Source organism: Streptomyces polyasparticus (genome assembly GCF_014493765.1).
In the GTDB taxonomy this organism is placed as follows: Bacteria; Actinomycetota; Actinomycetes; order Streptomycetales; family Streptomycetaceae; genus Streptomyces; species Streptomyces polyasparticus.
Genome location: NZ_JACTVJ010000011.1, coordinates 479,487 through 499,966 on the forward strand (window position 1 = coordinate 479,487; position 20,480 = coordinate 499,966).

Here is a 20,480-nt window from a genome sequence, read left to right on the forward strand (position 1 = left end):
GGATATGTACAAGCTCTTCTTCAACCTCGTCTTCAAGCGGATGGACCCCGAGCAGGCCCACTACCTGGCCTTCCGGTGGATCCGGCTCGCCGCCCGCATCCCCGTCCTGCGCACCTTCGTCGCGGCCGTGCTCGCCCCGCGCTTCCGCGAGCTGCGCACCGAGGCGTTCGGCCTGCGGATGCACGGCCCGTTCGGCCTCGCCGCCGGCTTCGACAAGAACGCCGTCGCGATCGACGGCATGTCCATGCTCGGCTTCGACCATATCGAGATCGGCACGGTCACCGGGGAGGGCCAGGACGGCAACCCCAAGAAGCGGCTGTTCCGGCTGATCCCGGACCGCGCGCTGATCAACCGTATGGGCTTCAACAACGAGGGCTCCGCGGCCGTCGCAGAGCGTCTGGGCGCTCGCAAGGCGGCCTTCAAGACGGTCGTCGGCGTCAACATCGGCAAGACCAAGGTCGTCGAGGAGGCGGACGCCGTCGGCGACTACGTGAAGTCGACCGAGCGCCTCGCCGCCCATGCCGACTACCTGGTCGTGAACGTCTCCTCCCCGAACACCCCCGGCCTGCGCAACCTCCAGGCCGTCGACCACCTGCGTCCGCTGCTCACGGCGGTACGTGAGGCCGCGGACCGTACGGTGACTTCGCGCCGCGTCCCGCTCCTGGTCAAGATCGCCCCCGATCTCGCCGACGAGGACATCGACGCCGTGGCCGACCTGGCCGTGGAGCTCGGACTCGACGGCATCATCGCCACCAACACCACGATCGGCCGCGAAGGTCTGCTCTCCGACGCGGAGTTGGTCAAGGAGACCGGTGGTCTTTCGGGCGCGCCTTTGAAGGAGCGCTCCCTCGAGGTCCTGCGCCGCCTGTACGAGCGGGTCGGCGACCGGATCACCCTGGTCGGCGTCGGCGGCATCGAGAACGCCGAGGATGCCTGGCAGCGGATCCTCGCGGGCGCCACGCTGGTGCAGGGCTACAGCGCCTTCATCTACGAGGGCCCCTTCTGGATGCGCGCCATGCACAAGGGACTTGCGGCCCGCCTGAACAACTCCCCGTACGCCACGCTGGCCGAAGCGGTCGGCGCCGCCACGCGAAAGGTCTCCGCATGAGCATCGAATCCTTCGGTACGCGGCTCCGTCGAGTGATGGACGAGCGGGGGCCGCTGTGTGTCGGGATCGACCCGCATGCGTCGCTGCTGTCGGCCTGGGGGCTCGACGACACCCTCGCCGGTCTGGAGACCTTCACGCGGATCTCCGTCGAGGCGCTCGCGGAGACCGTGGCGGTCGTCAAGCCGCAGGCGGCGTTCTTCGAGCGCTTCGGGTCGCGCGGGGTCGCGGTCCTGGAGAAGGCCGTAGCGGAGCTGCGCTCGGCCGGGACGCTGGTCGTCATGGACGCCAAGCGCGGTGACATCGGCTCCACGATGGCCGCGTACGCCGAGGCCTTCCTGCGCAAGGACTCGCCGCTGTTCTCGGACGCGCTGACCGTCTCGCCGTACCTCGGGTACGGGTCGCTGCAGCCTGCGGTTTCTCTCGCTCGGGAGAACGGTGCGGGGCTCTTCGTGCTGGCGCTCACCTCCAACCCGGAGGGCGGGGAGGTGCAGCATGCGGTGCGCGCGGACGGGCGCAATATCGGCGCGACGATGCTGGCGCACCTTGCCGAGGAGAACTCCGGTGCGGAGCCCATGGGCTCGTTCGGCGCGGTCGTCGGGGCGACGCTCGGGGATCTGTCCTCCTACGAGCTGGACATCAACGGGCCGTTGCTCGCTCCCGGGATCGGGGCGCAGGGGGCGACTCCTGCGGATCTGCCCTCGGTGTTCGGCTCTGCGGTGCGCAACGTCGTCCCCAACGTGAGCCGGGGCGTGCTGAAGGCTGGGCCCTCGGTGCCTGCGCTGCGGTCGGCTGCGGAGCGGTTCGCCGACGAGGTGCGGGCCGCGGTGGCAGGGGCCTGATTTTCCTTCCCCCACCCCGCCCCTTCCCGAAACCGGGGCCTGGGGCGGAGCCCCGGTTTCGGGAAGGGGCGGGGTGGGGGAGAGAGCCCGCCGCAGGCGCCCCGCGTCCACAGGCCGCAGAAGGAGTGCGGGACCTTTGCCGGGCGAGGCGAGGACCTTGCCCGTACGCCGGGTGCGCAGGGCCGGTCGATCATGGACAGGGAGATCCAGCGATCGGAGAGCCCTTTGTCCCGGCAGTCCAGACCGACGCCCACGCAGTCCTCGGCCGAGATCCTCGCTCTCGAGCCGGTGGGCGCGTATCACCGGCTCGTGCTCGACACGGGCAGCGATGTCGCCGCCCGGGTGTCACCGGGACACTTCGCCGCCCTGGCCATCGGTGGCCGGGACTCGTCCATGCTGCTGCGGCGGGCGTTCTCCATCCATCGCGCCGACCCCGGGGCCGGCAGCATCGAGCTGGTCTTCGCTGTGCACGGCAGGGGGACCAAGGCGTTGGCCGCGCATCACGTCGGCGACAGCGTCGATCTGATCGCGCCGCTCGGCACACCGTTCCCGCTGTCCGGCGGTCCCGTGGCCGCCGTGCTCGTCGCCGGCGGCTACGGGAGCGCCCCCATGTTCGGGCTCGCCGAGCAGATCCTCGACCGCGGGGGCCGCGTCGGGTTCGTGCTCGGGGCCGCGAGCGCCGACAAGCTGTTCGGTGTCGGCCTCGCCCGCGCCCTTACGCCGCATGTGGCCGTGACGACCGACGACGGCTCGTACGGCAGCAAGGGCCGTGTCACCGACCCGCTGCCCGGCATGATCCGCGAACTCGGCGCCACCGAGGTGCACTCCTGCGGGCCGATGCCCATGCTCAGGGCCGTCACGGAGATCGCCACCGCGTACGGCGCCCGCAGCCACACGGCCGTCGAGGAGGCCATGGCCTGCGGGATCGGGATCTGCATGACCTGTGTCCTGCCGGTGGTCGGCGAGGACGGCGTGACCCGCTTCGAGCGCTCCTGCACCGCGGGCCCGGTCTTCGACGGGACGAAGGTGCGCTGGGAGGACGCCGGGACGCTGCCGGCCGGCCTCGAAGGCGCTGATGCCATGAACCCGCACCGGGTGCCCGCACGATGAGCAATATCGACATGTCGGCACCGCTGGGTTCGCACGTCACCCTGCCGAATCCGGTGAGCACGGCCTCCGGCTGTGCCGGTTACGGCCGTGAACTCCACCGCTTCGTTCCGCTCTCGTCGCTCGGCACGATCACCACGAAAACGATCATGCCGTACGTGCGCTCCGGGCGGCCCACGCCGCGGATGGCCGAGACTCCGAGCGGCATGCTCAACTCCATCGGGCTGCAGGGCTCCGGCATCGACCACTTCGTCGAGCACGAGCTGCCCTGGCTCGCGGAGCAGGGTGCCCGGGTGCTCGTGTCGATCGCGGGGGAGCGCACCGAGGAGTTCGCCGAGGCCGCCGCCCGCCTCAAGGGGCAGCCCGGGGTCGTGGGCATCGAGGCCAATATCTCCTGCCCGAACGTCGCCAACCGCGGACTCGTCTTCGCCTGCGACGCCTCCTCCGCGTACGAGACGGTCCGTGCCGTGCGCGACGCCGCCGATCCCGCGCAGCCGGTCTACGCGAAGCTCACGCCGGATGTCACCTCGATCGTGGACATCGCCGCGGCGTGCACCCAGGCCGGTGCGGACGGCCTCTCGATGATCAACACGCTGCTCGGCATGGTCGTCGACGCCGACACCCTGCGGCCACGGCTCGCGGGCACGACCGGCGGACTCTCCGGCCCCGCGATCCGGCCCGTCGCGGTGCGCTGCGTGTACCAGGTGTACGCGGCGATGCGCGCCGGATCCGTCCGGAAGGTGCCGATCCTCGGCATGGGCGGGATCACCTCCGGGCGCGACGCGCTGGAGTTCGTGCTCGCCGGCGCCTCCGGTGTCGCGCTCGGCACGGTGCTCTTCAACGACCCCTCCGCACCCGTACGCGTCCTGGAAGAGCTCGAATCCGCTCTGGCGGAGCGCGATTTCACATCGTTGCAGCAGGCAATCGGCTTCGCGCACACAGGTAATTGACGTACCGGACCCCCAAATCCGGGGTGAATTGCCCGATATGTATAGTTCGACTTCAGCTGACCTGGACTTTTCCGCTGTTCTCGCTGACTGGAGCGGTCCTGGCCGCTAGTCTCCGTCGGGAGTACTCGGGTGACTGCGTCGCTCGTTGCTCCCCAGGTGCGGGGCTATTAGGTTCCTCACCGGTCCGTATCCGACAGTTCGACAACCGAGGTGACGTAGGCGTGGCTCTTCCGCCCCTTACCCCTGAACAGCGCGCAGCCGCGCTCGAAAAGGCCGCCGCGGCTCGCCGGGAGCGGGCCGAGGTCAAGAATCGACTCAAGCACTCCGGCGCCTCCCTTCACGAGGTCATCAAGCAGGGCCAGGAGAACGACGTCATCGGGAAGATGAAGGTCTCCGCCCTCCTCGAGTCGCTGCCGGGCGTGGGCAAGGTCCGCGCCAAGCAGATCATGGAGCGTCTCGGTATTTCCGAGAGCCGGCGTGTGCGGGGCCTTGGCTCCAACCAGATCGCTTCTTTGGAGCGAGAGTTCGGCGGCGGTGCCGCCTGACGGTCTCAGGCACTCCTGAGAACCTGGATAATCGCTGCATGAGTGAACGTCCGCGGCTGACCGTGCTCTCCGGCCCCTCTGGAGTCGGCAAGAGCACGGTCGTCGCTCATATGCGCAAAGAACACCCCGAGGTCTGGCTCTCCGTCTCGGCGACGACTCGGAAGCCGCGTCCCGGGGAGAGGCACGGCGTCCAGTACTTCTTCGTCACCGACGAGGAGATGGACAAGCTGATCGCCAACGGCGAGCTGCTCGAGTGGGCCGAATTCGCGGGCAACCGCTACGGCACACCACGCGCCGCCGTCCTGGAGCGTCTCGAGGCCGGTGAGCCGGTGCTGCTCGAGATCGATCTGCAGGGCGCCCGTCTCGTGCGCGAGTCGATGCCCGAGGCCCAGCTGGTGTTCCTCGCCCCGCCCAGCTGGGACGAGCTCGTGCGCCGTCTCACCGGCCGCGGCACCGAGGCGCCGGAGGTCATCGAGCGCCGTCTGGCCGCGGCCCGTGTCGAGCTCGCCGCCGAGTCGGAGTTCGATACGACCCTTGTCAATACCTCCGTCGAGGACGTGGCCCGTGAGCTGCTAGCCTTGATGAACGTTGTCTGATCAGGCGTTGTCTGATCATTTTCCATTCTTCGGAAGGTAGAGCGTGTCCTCTTCCATCACCGCGCCCGAGGGCATCATCAACCCGCCGATCGACGAGCTCCTCGAGGCCACCGACTCGAAGTACAGCCTCGTGATCTACGCGGCCAAGCGTGCCCGTCAGATCAACGCGTACTACTCGCAGCTCGGCGAGGGTCTCCTCGAGTACGTCGGTCCGCTGGTGGACACCCACGTCCACGAGAAGCCGCTCTCGATCGCGCTGCGTGAGATCAACGCCGGCCTGCTCACCTCCGAGGCCATCGAGGCCCCGGCCACGTAAGCACGCCGACGTTCGGCAGTTTTTCCAGTACAGGCCCGGCAGCGCGACTGCCGGGCCTGTGGTGTGTCATGGGTACGGACCGGTCCGCGAGCGGAACATGTCGTACGGGAGATGGGGAGTGGCAGTGGACAAGCCGAAGGTCGTCCTGGGAGTCAGCGGCGGGATCGCCGCCTACAAGGCGTGCGAGCTGCTTCGCCGGCTGACCGAGTCGGGCCACGACGTCCGGGTCGTGCCGACCGAGTCCGCGCTCCACTTCGTCGGCGCGGCCACCTGGTCCGCACTCTCCGGCCACCCGGTCTCGACGGAGGTCTGGTCCGATGTCCACGAGGTGCCGCACGTACGGATCGGCCAGCACGCCGATCTCGTGATCGTGGCGCCCGCCACCGCCGACATGCTGGCGAAGGCCGCGCACGGCCTGGCCGACGACCTGCTCACCAACACGCTCCTGACCGCGCGCTGTCCCGTGGTGTTCGCACCCGCGATGCACACCGAGATGTGGGAGCACGCGGCCACCCAGGAGAACGTGGCCACCCTGCGCCGCCGCGGCGCCGTCGTCATCGAGCCCGCCGTCGGACGCCTCACCGGCGTCGACACGGGCAAGGGGCGGCTGCCCGACCCCGGCGAGATCTTCGAGGTCTGCCGCCGGGTACTTGCCCGCGGGAACGCCGACGCGGACCTCGCGGGCCGCCACGTCGTGGTCAGCGCCGGAGGCACCCGGGAGCCGATCGACCCGGTCCGCTTCCTGGGCAACCGCTCCTCCGGCAAGCAGGGCTACGCCCTCGCCCGTACGGCGGCGGCGCGCGGCGCCCGGGTCACCCTGGTCTCCGCGAACGCCGGCCTGCCCGACCCGGCCGGCGTCGACGTCGTGCACGTCGGGACCGCGGTGCAGCTGCGCGAGGCCGTGCTCAAGGCGGCGGCCGACGCGGACGCCGTCGTGATGGCGGCGGCGGTCGCGGACTTCCGGCCCGCCGAGTACGCGACCGGGAAGATCAAGAAGAAGGACGACCAGGCCGATCCGACGATCACCCTCGTCCGCAACCCCGACATCCTCGCCGAGATCTCCGCCGACCGTGCGCGCCCCGGCCAGGTCGTGGTCGGCTTCGCCGCCGAGACCGACGACGTGCTCGCCAACGGACGCACCAAGCTGGAGCGCAAGGGCTGCGATCTGCTCGTGGTCAACGAGGTCGGTGAGCGCAAGACCTTCGGCTCCGAGGAGAACGAGGCGGTCGTGCTCGGCTCCGACGGCTCCGAGACGCCCGTGCCGTACGGACCGAAGGAAGGCCTGGCGGACGTGGTGTGGGACCTGGTGCAGAAGCGACTCGACTGACTCCCGGGGCGCAGGTGAAGTGAATTTCGCCCGCCCGGGCGCCTCAAACCCGCGAAATTCGGACGTCAGCGCCCTGGCGGAGACCGATCGTCGTATCGCAGAATGCGGTGTCGCAGGTCACACGGCATCCAGCTAGCGAGACGCGGCGCCCAGTGGCCGGAAGCGACCGATAAACTGGTCGACGAAGCATCACCGGGCGCAGCTCCCGGTAGCCTCGCCAATGATCAGCCAGCAGCCGCTGCAACCCCAGGGAGCGTTGTGTCCCGTCGTCTCTTCACCTCGGAGTCCGTGACCGAGGGCCACCCCGACAAGATCGCTGACCAGATCAGCGACACCATTCTCGACGCACTGCTCCGCGAGGACCCGACGTCCCGCGTCGCCGTCGAGACTCTGATCACCACGGGTCTGGTGCACGTCGCGGGTGAGGTCACCACCAAGGCGTACGCGCCGATCGCGCAGCTGGTGCGCGAGAAGATCCTGGAGATCGGTTACGACTCCTCGAAGAAGGGCTTCGACGGCGCCTCCTGCGGTGTCTCGGTGTCCATCGGCGCGCAGTCCCCGGACATCGCGCAGGGCGTCGACACCGCTTACGAGAAGCGGGTCGAGGGCGACGACGACGAGCTGGACAAGCAGGGCGCCGGCGACCAGGGCCTCATGTTCGGTTACGCGACCGACGAGACCCCCGAGCTGATGCCGCTGCCGATCCACCTCGCGCACCGTCTGTCGCGCCGCCTGTCCGACGTGCGCAAGAACGGGACCATCCCGTACCTGCGTCCCGACGGCAAGACCCAGGTCACCATCGAGTACGACGGTGACAAGGCCGTCCGTCTCGACACCGTGGTCGTCTCCTCGCAGCACGCCTCCGACATCGACCTGGAGTCGCTGCTCGCGCCCGACATCCGCGAGTTCGTCGTCGAGCCCGAGCTCAAGGCGCTCCTCGAGGACGGCATCAAGCTGGAGACCGAGGGCTACCGCCTGCTGGTCAACCCGACCGGCCGCTTCGAGATCGGCGGCCCGATGGGTGACGCCGGTCTGACCGGCCGCAAGATCATCATCGACACCTACGGCGGTATGGCCCGCCACGGTGGCGGTGCCTTCTCGGGCAAGGACCCGTCCAAGGTGGACCGTTCGGCCGCGTACGCCATGCGCTGGGTCGCCAAGAACGTGGTCGCCGCGCAGCTCGCCTCGCGCTGCGAGGTGCAGGTCGCGTACGCGATCGGCAAGGCGGAGCCGGTCGGTCTGTTCGTCGAGACCTTCGGCACCAACACGGTCCCGGTGGAGAAGATCGAAGAGGCCATCTCCACGGTCTTCGACCTGCGCCCGGCCGCGATCATCCGCGACCTGGACCTGCTGCGCCCGATCTACTCCCAGACCGCCGCGTACGGCCACTTCGGCCGCGCGCTGCCGGACTTCACCTGGGAGCGCACGGACCGCGTGGACGCGCTGCGTACGGCCGCGGGTCTGTAGTACCTGACGCTCTGCGGTGACGGCCCCGGACCTTGTGGTCCGGGGCCGTTGTCGTGAGGGGGGCAAATGGTGTGCGGTGGGCGGGCGTTGGTGCGTACGGTGGGAGAGCCGGGGCGCCCGGTGCGCAGGCTGCGGATACTTCTGGTTCGGGACGTATGTCCCTCGCGGGTTCGAATCCCGTCGCCGCTCCCATGCGGAGCGGTGTGGCCGAGTGGGCGAAGGCAAACCCTTGTGCCTCAGGCGCGTTCCGCCGCCGACCTGATCTCGGGCGCCCGGTGTCAGTCCCTTCTGGTTAAGTTGGGGCTGTGAGCAGCGAGAACGGCAAGCCCGGCAGCGACGCGCAGGACGCGGCGCCGGAGCAGCTCGCGCTCATCAGGGAGACCGTGCGCAAGGCGGCCGTACCGCGGGCCAAGCCGCGTACGTGGCGTGGTGCGGAGCTGGCGCCCGAGCTGCCGGTGGCCCGTGTGCTCGTCGACAAGGGTGTGCTGCATCTCGACAGGTACTTCGACTATGCGGTGCCCGCCGAGCTCGATGCCGACGCCCAGCCGGGTGTGCGGGTGCGCGTGAGGTTCGGGGCCGGGCGCGGTCGTGTGCATGGCGGCCGGCGCGAGGGCGGCGGGCTGATCAGCGGGTTTCTGGTCGAGCGGGTCGCCGAGTCCGACTACTCCGGGCCGCTGGCCGCGCTCGCCCAAGTGGTGTCGCCCGAGCCGGTGTTGAGCCCCGAGCTGCTCGGGCTCGCGCGGGCCGTCGCCGACCGGTATGCGGGCAGCCTCGCCGACGTACTGACCTTGGCCGTACCGCCGCGCAATGCCCGTGCCGAGTCCAAGGCCTCGCCGCCGGCGCCCCCCGCACCGCCGAAGCCCGAGGTTGGCACGTGGGCGCGGTATGGGCAGGGACCGGCCTTTCTGGAGTCCCTCGCGTCCGGTGGAGCGCCGCGTGCCGTGTGGAACGCGCTGCCCGGGCCGCACTGGGGCGAGGAGCTCGCGCGGGCCGTCGCGGCCACGCTGGCCTCCGGCCGGGGCGCGCTGGTCGTCGTACCGGACGGGAAGACCGCGAGCCGGGTGGACGCCGCCCTGACCGCGGTGCTCGGCGAGGGCCGGCATGCGCTGCTCACGGCGGACGCGGGTCCGGAGAAGCGGTACGCGGAGTGGCTGGCCGTGCGGCGCGGCTCCGTGCGGGCCGTGGTGGGCACGCGGGCCGCGATGTTCGCGCCGGTGCAGAACCTCGGTCTGGTGGCCATCTGGGACGACGGCGACGGCAACCACAGCGAGCTGCACGCCCCGCAGCCGCACGCCCGCGATGTGCTGCTGCTGCGTGCCGCCCATGACAAGTGCGGCTTTCTGCTCGGGAGTTGGAGCTGCACCGTCGAGGCGGCGCAGCTGGTCGAGAGCGGCTGGGCCAAGCCGCTGGTCGCCGACCGGGAGCAGGTGCGGCTCGCCGCGCCCCTGGTGCGTACGGTCGGCGACACCGACGTGGCGCGGGACGCGGCGGCCCGCGCCGCACGCCTGCCCTCGCTCGCCTGGCAGGTCGCGAAGGAAGGACTCACGCGCGGGCCCGTCCTGGTGCAGGTGCCCCGGCGGGGTTACGTGCCACGGCTTGCGTGCGAGCGCTGCCGCGAGCCCGCTCGTTGCCGGGAGTGCGCCGGACCGCTGGAGGCCCAGGACGCGGGGCCCCTGCACTGTGCGTGGTGCGGGCGGACCGAGTCCGAGTGGCACTGCGGCGAGTGCGGCTCGTTCAGGCTGCGGGCGCAGATCGTGGGGGCGCGGCGCACCGCCGAGGAGCTGGGGCGGGCCTTTCCGTCCGTGCCGGTGCGGACGTCCGGGCGTGAGCACATCCTGGAGTCCGTCCCCGACCAGCCCTCGCTGGTCGTCTCGACGCCCGGCGCCGAGCCGGTCGCCGAGGGCGGGTATGCCGCCGCGCTGCTGCTCGACGGATGGACCATGCTCGGGCGGCCCGACCTGCGGGCGGCCGAGGACGCGCTGCGGCGGTGGATCGGGGCCTCCGCGCTCGTACGGGGGCAGGGGGACGGCGGCACCGTCGTGGTCGTCGGCGAGCCGACCCAGCGGCCCGTGCAGGCCCTTGTGCGATGGGACCCGGTCGGGCACGCGGTGCGGGAGCTGGCCGAGCGGGCCGAGCTCGGGTTCCCGCCGGTGTCGCGGATGGCCGCGGTGTCGGGGCGGCCCGAGGCCGTGGCCGAGTTCCTCGCGGGGGCCGAACTGCCCGCTGACGCCGAGGTGTTGGGGCCGGTGCCGCTGCCGGTGACGGATCCGTCGCGGCCCAAGCGCACGGGGGCGGCGCCGGTGGGGGAGCAGTGGGAGCGGGCTCTGGTCCGGGTGCGGCCCGGAAGCGGGGCCGCGCTCGCCGCGGCGCTCAAGGCGGCGCAGGCCGGGCGGATGGCCCGGGGGGCCGGGGTTTCGGCGGGGGAGTCCGGGGTGCGGATTCGTATTGATCCGCCGGACATTGGGTGAGTCGGGGGGATCGGGTGGCCGGGCGGCGGATGAGCTGAGGCTGCTCGGGTGGTTGGGGCGTGGCTGCTTGCATGGCTGGATGGCTGGATCGGTCCTTGGGGCATCGGCCGCGCGGATGGATCGGTTCGCCGGGTGCCTGCTGCGGGTGCGGCGCTTCTAGCGTGCGCCCGGTTGCTCGGTGTCCGCTGCCTCCTGCGCGGCCATCACCTTGTCTCCGTACGTGAAGGCCCAGGCGCCCACGGCATCGATCGGTCCCAGCAAGGTCCGTCCCAGCGCGGTGAGTTCGTATTCGACCCGGGGAGGCGCTCCGGGGTGTTCGTGCCGGTCGACGAGACCGTTGTACTGCAGCCGTCGCAAGGTCTCGGTGAGCACCTTGGAGCTGATGCCGCCGATCTGTTCCCGCAGGGCTACCGGACGCCTGGGGCCTTCGCGCAGAGCCCAGAGCACCACAGCGTTCCACGTGTGGGAGAGCAGGTCGAAGGCCAGGCGGGCGCGGCAGTCGGCGAGGAAGGCGTCGGTGGTCACGTACCAAATGGTGCCTGAGCCGCTCCCTAGCGTCGGTACGAACGGCGAACGATCGTCGGACGAACGCTGTGCCGGACTGCGGACGAGCGTCGTGACGACGGGCGATCGAGCGTCGTGGCGATCGGACGGAACCTGCGGGGAGAGGAATCGTATGATGAGAATCGGGATCCTGGGCACGGGGAACATGGCCGACGCACTGGCCACGCAATGGGCGCGTGCCGGACGCGAAGTGACCGTCGGCGGACGGGACATGCTCAAGGCGGAGCGGCTCGCGGAGCGCATCGGCGGCGGCGTGCTTGCCGGCGGTCTGCGCGCGGCCGCCGAGGCCGGTGACGTGGTGCTCGCCGCGCTGCCCTTCGGTGCGGGGGCACAGGTGGTACGGGATCTGCGGGCGGAGCTGGCCGGCAAGGTGCTCGTCGACTGCTCCAATCCCGTCGGCCCCGGCTTCCGGCTGCTGACCGAAGGCGGCCCGTCGGCCGCGCAGTTGCTGGCCGCCGCGGCGCCGGAGGCCCGGGTGGTCAAGGCCTTCAACCTCTGCCATGAGGATGTGTGGCGGCTGCGGCCGCCCGTCTTCGAGGGCCGTGCCCTGGCGGTGCCGGTCTGCGGGGACGACGAGCAGGCGCTCGTGGCCGTACGCGCGTTGGTACGGGATCTGGGCTGTGCACCCGTCGACGGTGGCGGTCTCGGACGGGCCGGGCTTCTCGAGGCCACCGCCGCGCTGTTCATCGGGCTGTGGGTGGGGGAGGGAGCGGACGCCCAGGCCATCGCTCCACCGCTCGCCCATGCGGCCGGCTGAGGTCCGCGCACGGAACCCACAGCCCCGTACGACAGAGATGCCCCCGCTCCCGGCGCCAAGCGCCGGGAGCGGGGGCATTTCAACTCGGCCTCAGGACAAGGCAGCAGTGTCGGCGTACCGCTGCCGTGCCGTCAGCCGTTGCGCGGACCCGGGAACGCGCCCGGGCGGGGTTCTTCGCGCAGGACGGATCCGGCGGGGGTCTCCCGCAGGACCGGGCTGCCCGCCGTCGGCTGGGTCGGCATGGAGCGGGCCGCGGGCACGGACGGCAGGCCCGCACCGATACCCACCGGACGTGCCCCGGTGTCCGTGGCACGCTCGGCCTCGGCGGCGGCCTGTGCCGTGGCCCGCCGGGCTCCGTAACGGCGGTGTACCGCCTGCTTGGTGACCCCGAGCGCGGAGCCCACCGCGTCCCAGGAGAAGCCGAGCGAGCGGTCGAAGTCCACCGCCGCCGTGACCAGGGTCTCCACGCTGTCGCGCAGCTCCTGGGCGAGACGGACGGTGGGGGCGGGGGCGCGCCCGTACACGACGAAGCCCGTGGAGGGGCCGGAGCGGCGCGGGCGGTAGACGTTGCCCAACTGGGCGGTGAGGGTACGCAGTGCGTCCACCTGCCGGCGGACCCGCTCGATGTCCCGCACAAGCAGATGCAGGCTGGCCCTTGCCTGGGCGTCGTGGGTTGCGTGGTCGGCCATGAACAAGCCTCTCGAACCGGCGATGAAAAGGGTCGGGCCGCCATCGCGGCCCCTGTCTGGTCAACTCTTTCTTGACCAACGCGTCAGCCCGGGATGTGGTCACGGTGGAGGGGCGTATGCGCATATGCGCGGGGCGCGCGGCTGCGCGCACGCCCCGGGGCCTGGGGCCGCGCCGCGCCTTCGGGAGGCGGACATCGCCCCCGGGGCGCACGGCGGACGCCGACCGCCTCATAGACTGGTGCGCTGCTCGTCACGTCCCCGCCCGAGAGGCCCTCCGCCACCGATGAAGCTGGTCTTCGCAGGCACCCCCGAGGTCGCCGTCCCCGCTCTTGACGCCCTGATCGCCTCCGGCCGGCACGAGGTGGCCGCCGTCGTCACCAGGCCGGACGCCCCCGCCGGGCGCGGCCGGCGGCTGGTCGCGAGCCCTGTCGCCCAGCGCGCCGAGGAGGCGGGCATCGAGGTGCTCAAGCCGCACCGGCCGCGCGACGAGGAGTTCCTCGCACGGCTGCGGGAGATCGCGCCCGACTGCTGTCCTGTGGTGGCGTACGGCGCGCTGCTGCCCAAGGTCGCCCTCGACGTGCCCACGCGCGGCTGGGTCAATCTGCACTTCTCGCTGCTGCCCGCCTGGCGCGGTGCCGCGCCCGTGCAGCACGCGATCATGGCGGGTGACCAGATCACCGGCGCCTCGACCTTCCTCATCGAGGAGGGGCTCGACTCGGGGCCGGTGTTCGGCACGATCACCGAAGAGGTGCGGGCCACCGACACCAGCGGTGACCTCCTGACCCGGCTCGCGTTCGCGGGCGCCGGGCTGCTCGAGGCGACGATGGACGGGATCGAAGACGGTTCCCTCAAGGCCGTGCCCCAGCCCGCCGACGGCATCTCGCTCGCGCCGAAGATCACCGTCGAGGACGCGCAGATCGACTGGTCCGCGCCCGCGATGCGGGTCGACCGCGTGGTCCGCGGCTGCACGCCCGCGCCCGGCGCCTGGACCGTGTTCCGCGGCGAGCGGCTCAAGCTGATCGCCGCCGTGCCCGTCCCCGACCGTACGGAGCTCGCGCCCGGCGCTGTGGAGGCCGGCAAGAACAACGTGTACGTGGGCACCGGCTCGCACGCCGTAGAGCTGCTCTGGGTCCAGCCGCAGGGCAAGAAGCCCATGAAGGCGGCGGACTGGGCGCGCGGTGTGCGGATCACCGCGGGCGAGCGCGTGGGCGCCTGACCTCACCTACCGGCACACGGCCCGGCTCCGGATATCCGGAGCCGGGCCGCGCCCGTGGCCCGCCCTTACGCTGGTAGGGCCTGAACGATTCAGAATCCGGAGCACCTTTTCGTGAACGACAAGCCCCGCAACCGTCCCCCGCGCAAGCACCGCAGGCCCCAGAAGGACCCGGTGCGCATCCTCGCGTTCGAGGCGCTGCGGGCGGTGGACGAGCGGGACGCGTACGCCAATCTCGTCCTGCCGCCGCTCCTTCGCAAGGCGCGCGAGAAGAACGAGAGCTTCGACGCGCGCGACGCCGCGCTCGCCACCGAGCTGGTGTACGGGACGCTGCGCCGCCAGGGCACCTACGACGCGATCATCGCGTCCTGCGTGGACCGGCCGCTGCGCGAGGTCGACCCGCCCGTGCTCGACGTGCTCAGCCTCGGCGCGCACCAGCTGCTCGGGACCCGTATCCCGACGCATGCTGCGGTGTCGGCCACCGTGGAGCTGGCGCGGGTGGTGCTCGGCGACGGACGCGCCAAGTTCGTCAACGCCGTGCTGCGCAAGGTCGCCGCGGACGACCTCGACGGCTGGGTGAACCGGGTCGCGCCGCCCTACGACGAGGATCCCGAGGACCACCTCGCGATCGTCCACTCGCATCCGCGCTGGGTGGTCGGTGCGCTGTGGGACGCGCTCGGCGGCGGCCGCGCGGGCATCGAGGACCTCCTGGAGGCCGACAACGAGCGGCCCGAGGTGACGCTCGTGGCGCGGCCGGGCCGGATCACGGGGGAGGAGCTGCTCGACTCCCTGCCCGAGGACTCCGCGCTCCCCGGCCGCTGGTCCCCGTACGCCGTGCGGCTCACCGAGGGCGGCGAGCCCGGTGCGCTCGATGCCGTACGGGAAGGGCGGGCCGGAGTGCAGGACGAGGGCAGCCAGTTGGTGGCGCTCGCGCTGGCCAACGTGCCCGTCGAGGGCTCCGACAAGCGCTGGCTCGACGGGTGCGCGGGTCCCGGCGGGAAGGCGGCCATGCTGGCCGGGCTCGCGTCCGAGCGCGGTGCGTTCCTGCTCGCGTCCGAGAAGCAGCCGCACCGGGCGGGACTGGTTGCCCAGGCCCTGTCCGGCAACCCCGGGCCGTACCAGGTGATCGCGGCCGACGGCACGCGTCCGCCGTGGCGGCCCGGCACCTTCGACCGGGTCCTGATGGACGTGCCCTGCACGGGACTCGGCGCCCTTCGCCGCCGTCCCGAGGCCCGCTGGCGGCGCCGTCCCGAGGACCTCGACGGCTTCGGTCCGTTGCAACGCGCGCTGCTCACCGAGGCGTTGGCCGCGGTCCGCGTCGGCGGCGTGGTCGGCTACGCGACCTGCTCCCCGCATCTGGCCGAGACCCGCGCGGTCGTGGACGACGTCCTCAAGCGCGTCCCGGGCACCGAACTCATCGACGCCCGCCCGCTGTTGCCGGGCGTACCGGCCCTGGGCGAGGGCCCGGACATCCAGCTGTGGCCGCATCTGCACGGCACGGACGCGATGTATCTGGCGCTGATTCGGCGGACGGGCTGAGGCCGGGCGTGGCCGCGCTCTGAGGCCGTGGGGGCCACACGTGCAGAATCGTCCCATGGGGACGGACATACACGGGGTGGTCGAGTGCCAGGCCTGGCGGGCGGGGCCGGGACCCGGCGAGCGGGACTGGCAGGCCGCCGTCGACCTGTCGTTGCTCGGCGTGGGGCGGGACTGCGACGCGTTTGCCTGCCTGTTCGGCGTGCGTGACTTCACGGGGGCAGTGGCATCCCGTTGCCCCGGACCGCGGCCTTCCGGCGGACGCCTCCGCCGAGACACGGGCCGCGTTCGCGGCCTGGGGAGACGCGGCCTTCGGGTCCACCTGGCTCGGCTGGGACGAGGCACGCGCGATCGACTGGGACGAACCGGCGCTCCCGCGTGCCACCGGCATCGCCCGCTATCGGCGCCATGCCGACGGCAGCCTGGAATTGCTGCACCGCAACGACTGGAGCCGGGGCTTCGCCCGCGTCAGCGGCGTCGACACGCGCACGGTCGACCCGGTGCGCGTGGGCGAACTCTGGGACGAGGGGACCGAATGGGCCACGGGCGCGACCGTCTTCCGCGCGGAACGTGCCCGGCGTCGTTATGCCGTGCCGGCCGACGGCATGTGGGCGCCGGTGTGGACCGTCATGCGCGCCCTCGGCGGCGTCCACGGGGACTTGCGCGTACGCCTGGTGATCTGGTTCGACGAGTAGGCGATCGGTGCGCGCCGGCGTTCGCGCCGCAGCCAAGTGCTACTCGCGCAGGGCCGGTTCGCTCACCGGAGTCGGCGCGGGCGTGCCGTCCTCCTTCGCCAGGCGGTGCGGCCACCACACCTTCGGGCCCACGTCCAGGAACAAGGACGTGACCAGGATGGACCGTACGACGAAGGTGTCCAGGAGGACGCCGAGGGCGACCGCGAAGCCGATTTCGGCGAAGGCGACCATCGGGAGCGTGGCCAGGGCCGCGAACGTGCCGGCCAGGACCAGACCCGCCGAGGTGATCACCGCGCCCGTGGCGGACAGGCCTGTCAGGACGCCGGGTCGGGTGCCCTTGCGCATCGCCTCCTCGCGGATACGGGTGGTCAGGAAGATGTTGTAGTCGATGCCGAGGGCCACCAGGAAGACGAAGACGAAGAGCGGGAAGTCCGTGGTCTCGCCCGCGTAGTCGAAGAGGTACCGGAAGGCCAGGGCGCTGATGCCGAGCGCCGCGGCGAAGGAGAGCACCACGGTCGCGATCAGCAGCAGCGGAGCGATCAGCGAGCGCAGCAGGACGATCAGGACGAGGAAGACCACCAGGAGGACGAGCGGGATGATCAGGATGTTGTCGTGCGTGGTCGCCTCGTCCATGTCCAGGAGCGCCGCCGTGTTGCCGCCGACCATGGCGTCCGCGTCCGGTACGGCGTGCACCGCCTCGCGGACGCGTTCCACCGTGTCCTTGGCCTCGGGGCTGTCCGAGGGCGAGTCCATGGTGGCTTCGAGCAGGATGCGGCCCTCGTGCTCGGCCTCGGCGCCCGCCGCAGGACGGATCGACTGATCGACGACTCCCTCCGTATCGGCGATCGCGCGGCCCACCGCCTCGCCCTGCGCGGCGGACGCGACGATGTACAGAGGGTCGCCCGAGCCGGCCGGGAAGTGTTCCTGCAGAACGCTCTGGCCGACGATCGAGTCCGGGGTGTCGGTGAAGGCGTCGGCGTTGCTCAGGCCCTCCGCGCGCAGCTGCATCAGGCCGAGCGAGAGCGCCGCGAGGACAAGGGCCGTCGCGGCCCAGATGGCCCGGGGACGTACGGCGATACGGCGGCCGATCCGGGCCCACAGGCCGGTCTCGGTCGGCTCCGCGGTGTCGTAGTGCGGAATGACCGGCCAGAAGATCCAGCGGCCGAAGATCACGAGCAGGGCCGGGAAGAGCGTCAGCATCGCGAGCAGTGCGACGGCGACGCCGATGGCGGCGACCGGTCCGAGGCCGCTGGTCGAGTTCATGTCGGCGAAGAGCAGCACCAGCATGCCGAGCATCACGGTCGCGCCTGAGGCGAGCACGGCGGGGCCGGCGCGGTGCAGGGCGAGGGCCATGGCCTCGTGGCGGTCCTCGTGGCGGTGGAGTTCCTCGCGGTAGCGGGCGACGAGCAGCAGGGCGTAGTCCGTGCCCGCGCCGAAGACGAGCACGGTGAGGATGCCCGCGCTCTGGCCGTTGACGGTCAGGCCCGCGTTCTCGGCGAGGAGATAGATGATCGCCTGCGCCGTGAACAGGGCGCCCACCACGGACAGCAGCGGTACGAGCAGCAGGGACGGGCTGCGGTACGTGATGAGGAGCATCACGATCACCACGGCCATCGCCGCGAACAGGAGCGTGGAGTCGATGCCCTCGAAGGCCTCGGAGAAGTCGGCGGTGGTGCCGCCCGGGCCGGTCATGTAGACCGTGAGGCCGCCCTCGCCCTCGCCCGCCACGTCGCGCAGTTCGTCCACGGCCGGAGCGATCCGCTCCCAGCCCTTCTCGTCCATCGTGATCGGCACGAAGACCTGCGCCGCGGCCCCGTCGTCGGAGTCGACCGGACCCTGGGTCTCGGCGCCGCGGATTCCGTGTGCGGTCAGCCCCTTGAACGCGGCCACATCGTCGGCGATCTTCGCCTTGTCGGCCTCGGTGAGTCCTCCGTCGCGTACGTAAAGGACCACCGTGGGCAGCTGCTCGGGCCTGAAGTCCTCCGAAAGCTCCAGGACTTGGGTGGACTCGGCGTCACCGGGCAGCCAGGACGCGTTGTCGTTGTCCTGGGCGTCGGTGAGCTTCGCGGCCAGGGGTGCCATCAGGACGATGGCCACCAGCCAGAGCGCGAGGACGACCCACTTCGAGCGCTTGCCGCACACGAGCCAGGCGACACCCCGTCGCTCGCCAGTTCCTTTTGGACCCGCCCCGGTGTGCCCGGGTACTTCCCCGATGGTGCCCGCCTCTTCTGCGTCCGCCATGACGCACCCCCCAAATAGGTGCCCACCCCACATAACGACCACGGCCGCCGCGCGACAGGATGGCACGCCGGACCGTGATCCCGGGAGGAATCGGCGGGTACCGGTCTATCGCCCCGTACCGCGGAAGGCAACGCTCCCTGGGCATGGCAGGCTTGGGGCATGGCCGTTCAGATCAGTCCCAGCATCCTGTCCGCCGACTTCGCGCGCCTCGCCGACGAGGCAAAGGCCGTGGAAGGCGCCGACTGGCTCCACGTCGACGTCATGGACAACCACTTCGTCCCGAATCTCACGCTCGGCGTCCCGGTCGTAGAGTCCCTGAGCCGGGCGACGGACACCCCGCTGGACTGCCACCTGATGATCGAGGACCCCGATCGCTGGGCGCCCCAGTACGTAGAAGCGGGGGCCTCCTCCGTCACCTTCCACGTCGAGGCCGCCGCGGCGCCCGTACGGCTCGCACGCGAGATCCGTGCCAAGGGCGCCCGCGCCTCGATGGCGCTGAAGCCGGGCACCCCCATCGAGCCGTACGAGGATCTGCTGCCCGAGCTGGACATGCTGCTGATCATGACCGTGGAGCCGGGCTTCGGCGGTCAGGCCTTCCTCGACATCATGCTGCCGAAGATCCGCCGCACCCGTGAGCTGATCTCCAAGCACGGTCTGGAGCTGTGGCTGCAGGTGGACGGCGGCGTAGCCGAGTCCACCATCGAGCGGTGCGCCGAGGCCGGCGCGGATGTGTTCGTGGCCGGTTCCGCCGTGTACGGCAAGGAGGACCCGGCCGCCGCGGTGGCCGCCCTGCGTGCCAAGGCCGAAGGGGCCACCGCTTCGGCGGGCTGGGCCTGCGGGCACTGACACCGACCGGGTGGCGCCCGGACGATCGGGAGATGAACGGGCGGGTTCGGCAGCGAACGGTGCCCTGCAGGACTGATCAAGCCCCGCCGGATCTGCAAGGATGAACGGCGAGTCGCCTATTGGCTTGTCTCAATCAAGCGTGTGAACAGCAGTGAGGAGATCGCCGTGACGGGCATGTCAGCGGGGAGGCCAGCCCTGCGGATGGGACCCGCTGAGCTGGTGCAGGCGGCAGCCATGGCGCGCCGCTTCTACCTGGAGGGCAAATCCAAGATCCAGATCGCGGAGGAGTTCGGCGTCAGCCGCTTCAAGGTCGCGCGGGTCCTGGAGACCGCTCTCGAAAGGGATCTCGTACGGATCGAGATCCGGGTTCCGGCGGAGCTTGACGCCGAGCGTTCCGACAAGCTGCGGGCCCGGTACGGGCTGCGGCACGCGGTCGTCGTCGAATCGCCCGCCGAGTCCGAGGAGACGACGTCGCCCGACCCCGAGAACCTCGGGGAGGTCGCCGCCGATCTGCTCGGTGAGCTGGTGAACGAGGGCGATGTGCTCGGCCTCGCCTGGGGCCGGTCCACCATCCATATGGCGGCCGCGCTCGACCGGCTTCCGCCGTGCACCGTGGTGCAGCTGACGGGTGTGTACGACGCCGGGACCGCCGAGCGCGGCTCCGTCGAGGCGGTGCGCCGTGCCGCCCAGGTCTCGGGCGGCGACGCCCACCCCATCTACGCGCCCATGCTGCTGCCGGACGCGGCCACCGCGGCCGCGCTGCGCAACCAGACCGGGATCGCGCGGGCCTTCGAGTACTTCGACAAGGTCACCGTCGCGTGCGTGTCGATCGGCTCGTGGGAGCCGGGTATCTCGACGGTGCACGACATGCTCAGCGACGAGGAGCGTGCGCACTACGCCTCGCTCGGCGTCGCCGCCGAGATGTCCGCGCACCTCTTCGACGCCGACGGCCGTCGCGTGGGGCGTGACCTGGGAGAGCGCTGCATCACGGTCGAGGCCGACCGGCTGCGCCGTATCCCCGAGGTCGTGGCCATCGCGGGCGGTCAGCGCAAGGCGTCGGCGATCGACGCGGTGCTCCGCTCCGGCCTGGTGACCAGCCTGGTGACCGACACCGCCGCGGCCGACCATCTGCTGTCCGCGGGCTCCGCGCCCAAGCCCGCGCTCGACCGCGCGGACCCGGACGGCGAGTAGGTCTCGCTCCTGCGCGGCCTCGTAC

General features: G+C 71.4%; 19 protein-coding genes. 16 read left to right on the forward strand and 3 right to left on the reverse strand.

The window, feature by feature from the left end; all coding sequences use genetic code 11:
- The first annotated feature begins 4 nt into the window (after positions 1–4).
- The 10 genes from H9Y04_RS24305 (at position 5) to H9Y04_RS24350 (ending at position 10,723) form a co-directional block, all read left to right on the forward strand.
- Positions 5–1,108, forward strand: coding sequence for a quinone-dependent dihydroorotate dehydrogenase (locus H9Y04_RS24305; RefSeq protein WP_187816109.1), 1,104 nt, complete (start codon positions 5–7; stop codon positions 1,106–1,108).
- Positions 1,105–1,947, forward strand: coding sequence for an orotidine-5'-phosphate decarboxylase (pyrF, locus tag H9Y04_RS24310; protein ID WP_187816110.1), 843 nt, complete (start codon positions 1,105–1,107; stop codon positions 1,945–1,947). Before H9Y04_RS24305 ends, pyrF begins: the two co-directional genes overlap by 4 nt.
- A 225-nt stretch (positions 1,948–2,172) precedes the next feature.
- Complete coding sequence (locus H9Y04_RS24315) at positions 2,173–3,057, forward strand: dihydroorotate dehydrogenase electron transfer subunit (protein WP_236071269.1); 885 nt, start codon at positions 2,173–2,175, stop codon at positions 3,055–3,057.
- Positions 3,054–4,004, forward strand: a complete 951-nt coding sequence (locus H9Y04_RS24320; protein ID WP_187816112.1) for a dihydroorotate dehydrogenase — start codon at positions 3,054–3,056, stop codon at positions 4,002–4,004. Before H9Y04_RS24315 ends, H9Y04_RS24320 begins: the two co-directional genes overlap by 4 nt.
- Positions 4,005–4,225: 221 nt before the next feature.
- On the forward strand, positions 4,226–4,549 hold the full coding sequence (locus H9Y04_RS24325; protein ID WP_005319887.1) for an integration host factor: 324 nt from the start codon (positions 4,226–4,228) through the stop codon (positions 4,547–4,549).
- Positions 4,550–4,587: 38 nt separating this feature from the next.
- Complete coding sequence (gene gmk, locus H9Y04_RS24330) at positions 4,588–5,145, forward strand: guanylate kinase (RefSeq protein WP_187816113.1); 558 nt, start codon at positions 4,588–4,590, stop codon at positions 5,143–5,145.
- A 43-nt stretch (positions 5,146–5,188) separates the two neighbouring features.
- Positions 5,189–5,461 carry a DNA-directed RNA polymerase subunit omega gene (rpoZ, locus tag H9Y04_RS24335; RefSeq protein WP_052577452.1) on the forward strand — a complete coding sequence of 91 codons (273 nt, stop codon included), beginning with the start codon at positions 5,189–5,191 and terminating at the stop codon, positions 5,459–5,461.
- A 124-nt stretch (positions 5,462–5,585) separates the two neighbouring features.
- Positions 5,586–6,788: a bifunctional phosphopantothenoylcysteine decarboxylase/phosphopantothenate--cysteine ligase CoaBC gene (gene coaBC / locus H9Y04_RS24340; protein ID WP_187816114.1), complete on the forward strand. Its 1,203-nt coding sequence runs from the start codon at positions 5,586–5,588 to the stop codon at positions 6,786–6,788.
- Positions 6,789–7,046: 258 nt separating this feature from the next.
- A complete protein-coding gene (gene metK, locus H9Y04_RS24345) occupies positions 7,047–8,255 on the forward strand; it encodes a methionine adenosyltransferase (protein ID WP_187816115.1) in 1,209 nt (402 codons plus the stop codon).
- Between the two features lie 305 nt (positions 8,256–8,560).
- The gene (locus H9Y04_RS24350; protein WP_187816116.1) at positions 8,561–10,723 is read left to right on the forward strand and encodes a primosomal protein N'; all 2,163 of its coding nucleotides are present in this window, start codon (positions 8,561–8,563) and stop codon (positions 10,721–10,723) included.
- A 156-nt stretch (positions 10,724–10,879) separates the two neighbouring features.
- On the opposite strand, the gene H9Y04_RS24355 is transcribed toward H9Y04_RS24350, so the two are convergent.
- Complete coding sequence (locus H9Y04_RS24355; RefSeq protein ID WP_187816117.1) at positions 10,880–11,248, reverse strand: winged helix-turn-helix transcriptional regulator; 369 nt, start codon at positions 11,246–11,248, stop codon at positions 10,880–10,882.
- A 154-nt stretch (positions 11,249–11,402) separates the two neighbouring features.
- Here H9Y04_RS24355 and H9Y04_RS24360 point away from each other — a divergent pair, with 154 nt between their 5' ends.
- Positions 11,403–12,044 (forward strand): NADPH-dependent F420 reductase, encoded by a 642-nt coding sequence (locus H9Y04_RS24360; protein WP_187816184.1) that lies wholly within the window; start codon positions 11,403–11,405, stop codon positions 12,042–12,044.
- Between the two features lie 131 nt (positions 12,045–12,175).
- Here H9Y04_RS24360 and H9Y04_RS24365 read toward each other — a convergent pair whose 3' ends face one another.
- Entirely contained in the window at positions 12,176–12,733 is a 558-nt protein-coding gene (locus H9Y04_RS24365) for a hypothetical protein (RefSeq protein WP_187816118.1), read from the reverse strand.
- 283 nt (positions 12,734–13,016) lie between these two features.
- Between H9Y04_RS24365 and fmt the strand changes: the two genes are divergently transcribed.
- From fmt to H9Y04_RS24380, 3 genes are all read left to right on the forward strand, one after another.
- The gene (gene fmt, locus H9Y04_RS24370) at positions 13,017–13,949 is read left to right on the forward strand and encodes a methionyl-tRNA formyltransferase (protein WP_187816119.1); all 933 of its coding nucleotides are present in this window, start codon (positions 13,017–13,019) and stop codon (positions 13,947–13,949) included.
- 111 nt (positions 13,950–14,060) lie between these two features.
- Entirely contained in the window at positions 14,061–15,485 is a 1,425-nt protein-coding gene (locus H9Y04_RS24375; protein ID WP_187816120.1) for an RsmB/NOP family class I SAM-dependent RNA methyltransferase, read from the forward strand.
- 203 nt (positions 15,486–15,688) lie between these two features.
- Entirely contained in the window at positions 15,689–16,177 is a 489-nt protein-coding gene (locus H9Y04_RS24380) for a hypothetical protein (protein ID WP_187816121.1), read from the forward strand.
- Between the two features lie 39 nt (positions 16,178–16,216).
- Here H9Y04_RS24380 and H9Y04_RS24385 read toward each other — a convergent pair whose 3' ends face one another.
- A complete protein-coding gene (locus H9Y04_RS24385; protein WP_187816122.1) occupies positions 16,217–18,418 on the reverse strand; it encodes an MMPL family transporter in 2,202 nt (733 codons plus the stop codon).
- A 159-nt stretch (positions 18,419–18,577) separates the two neighbouring features.
- Between H9Y04_RS24385 and rpe the strand changes: the two genes are divergently transcribed.
- Positions 18,578–19,264, forward strand: a complete 687-nt coding sequence (rpe, locus tag H9Y04_RS24390; RefSeq protein ID WP_187816123.1) for a ribulose-phosphate 3-epimerase — start codon at positions 18,578–18,580, stop codon at positions 19,262–19,264.
- Between the two features lie 141 nt (positions 19,265–19,405).
- Complete coding sequence (locus H9Y04_RS24395; protein WP_187816124.1) at positions 19,406–20,455, forward strand: sugar-binding transcriptional regulator; 1,050 nt, start codon at positions 19,406–19,408, stop codon at positions 20,453–20,455.
- Positions 20,456–20,480 lie beyond the last annotated feature (25 nt).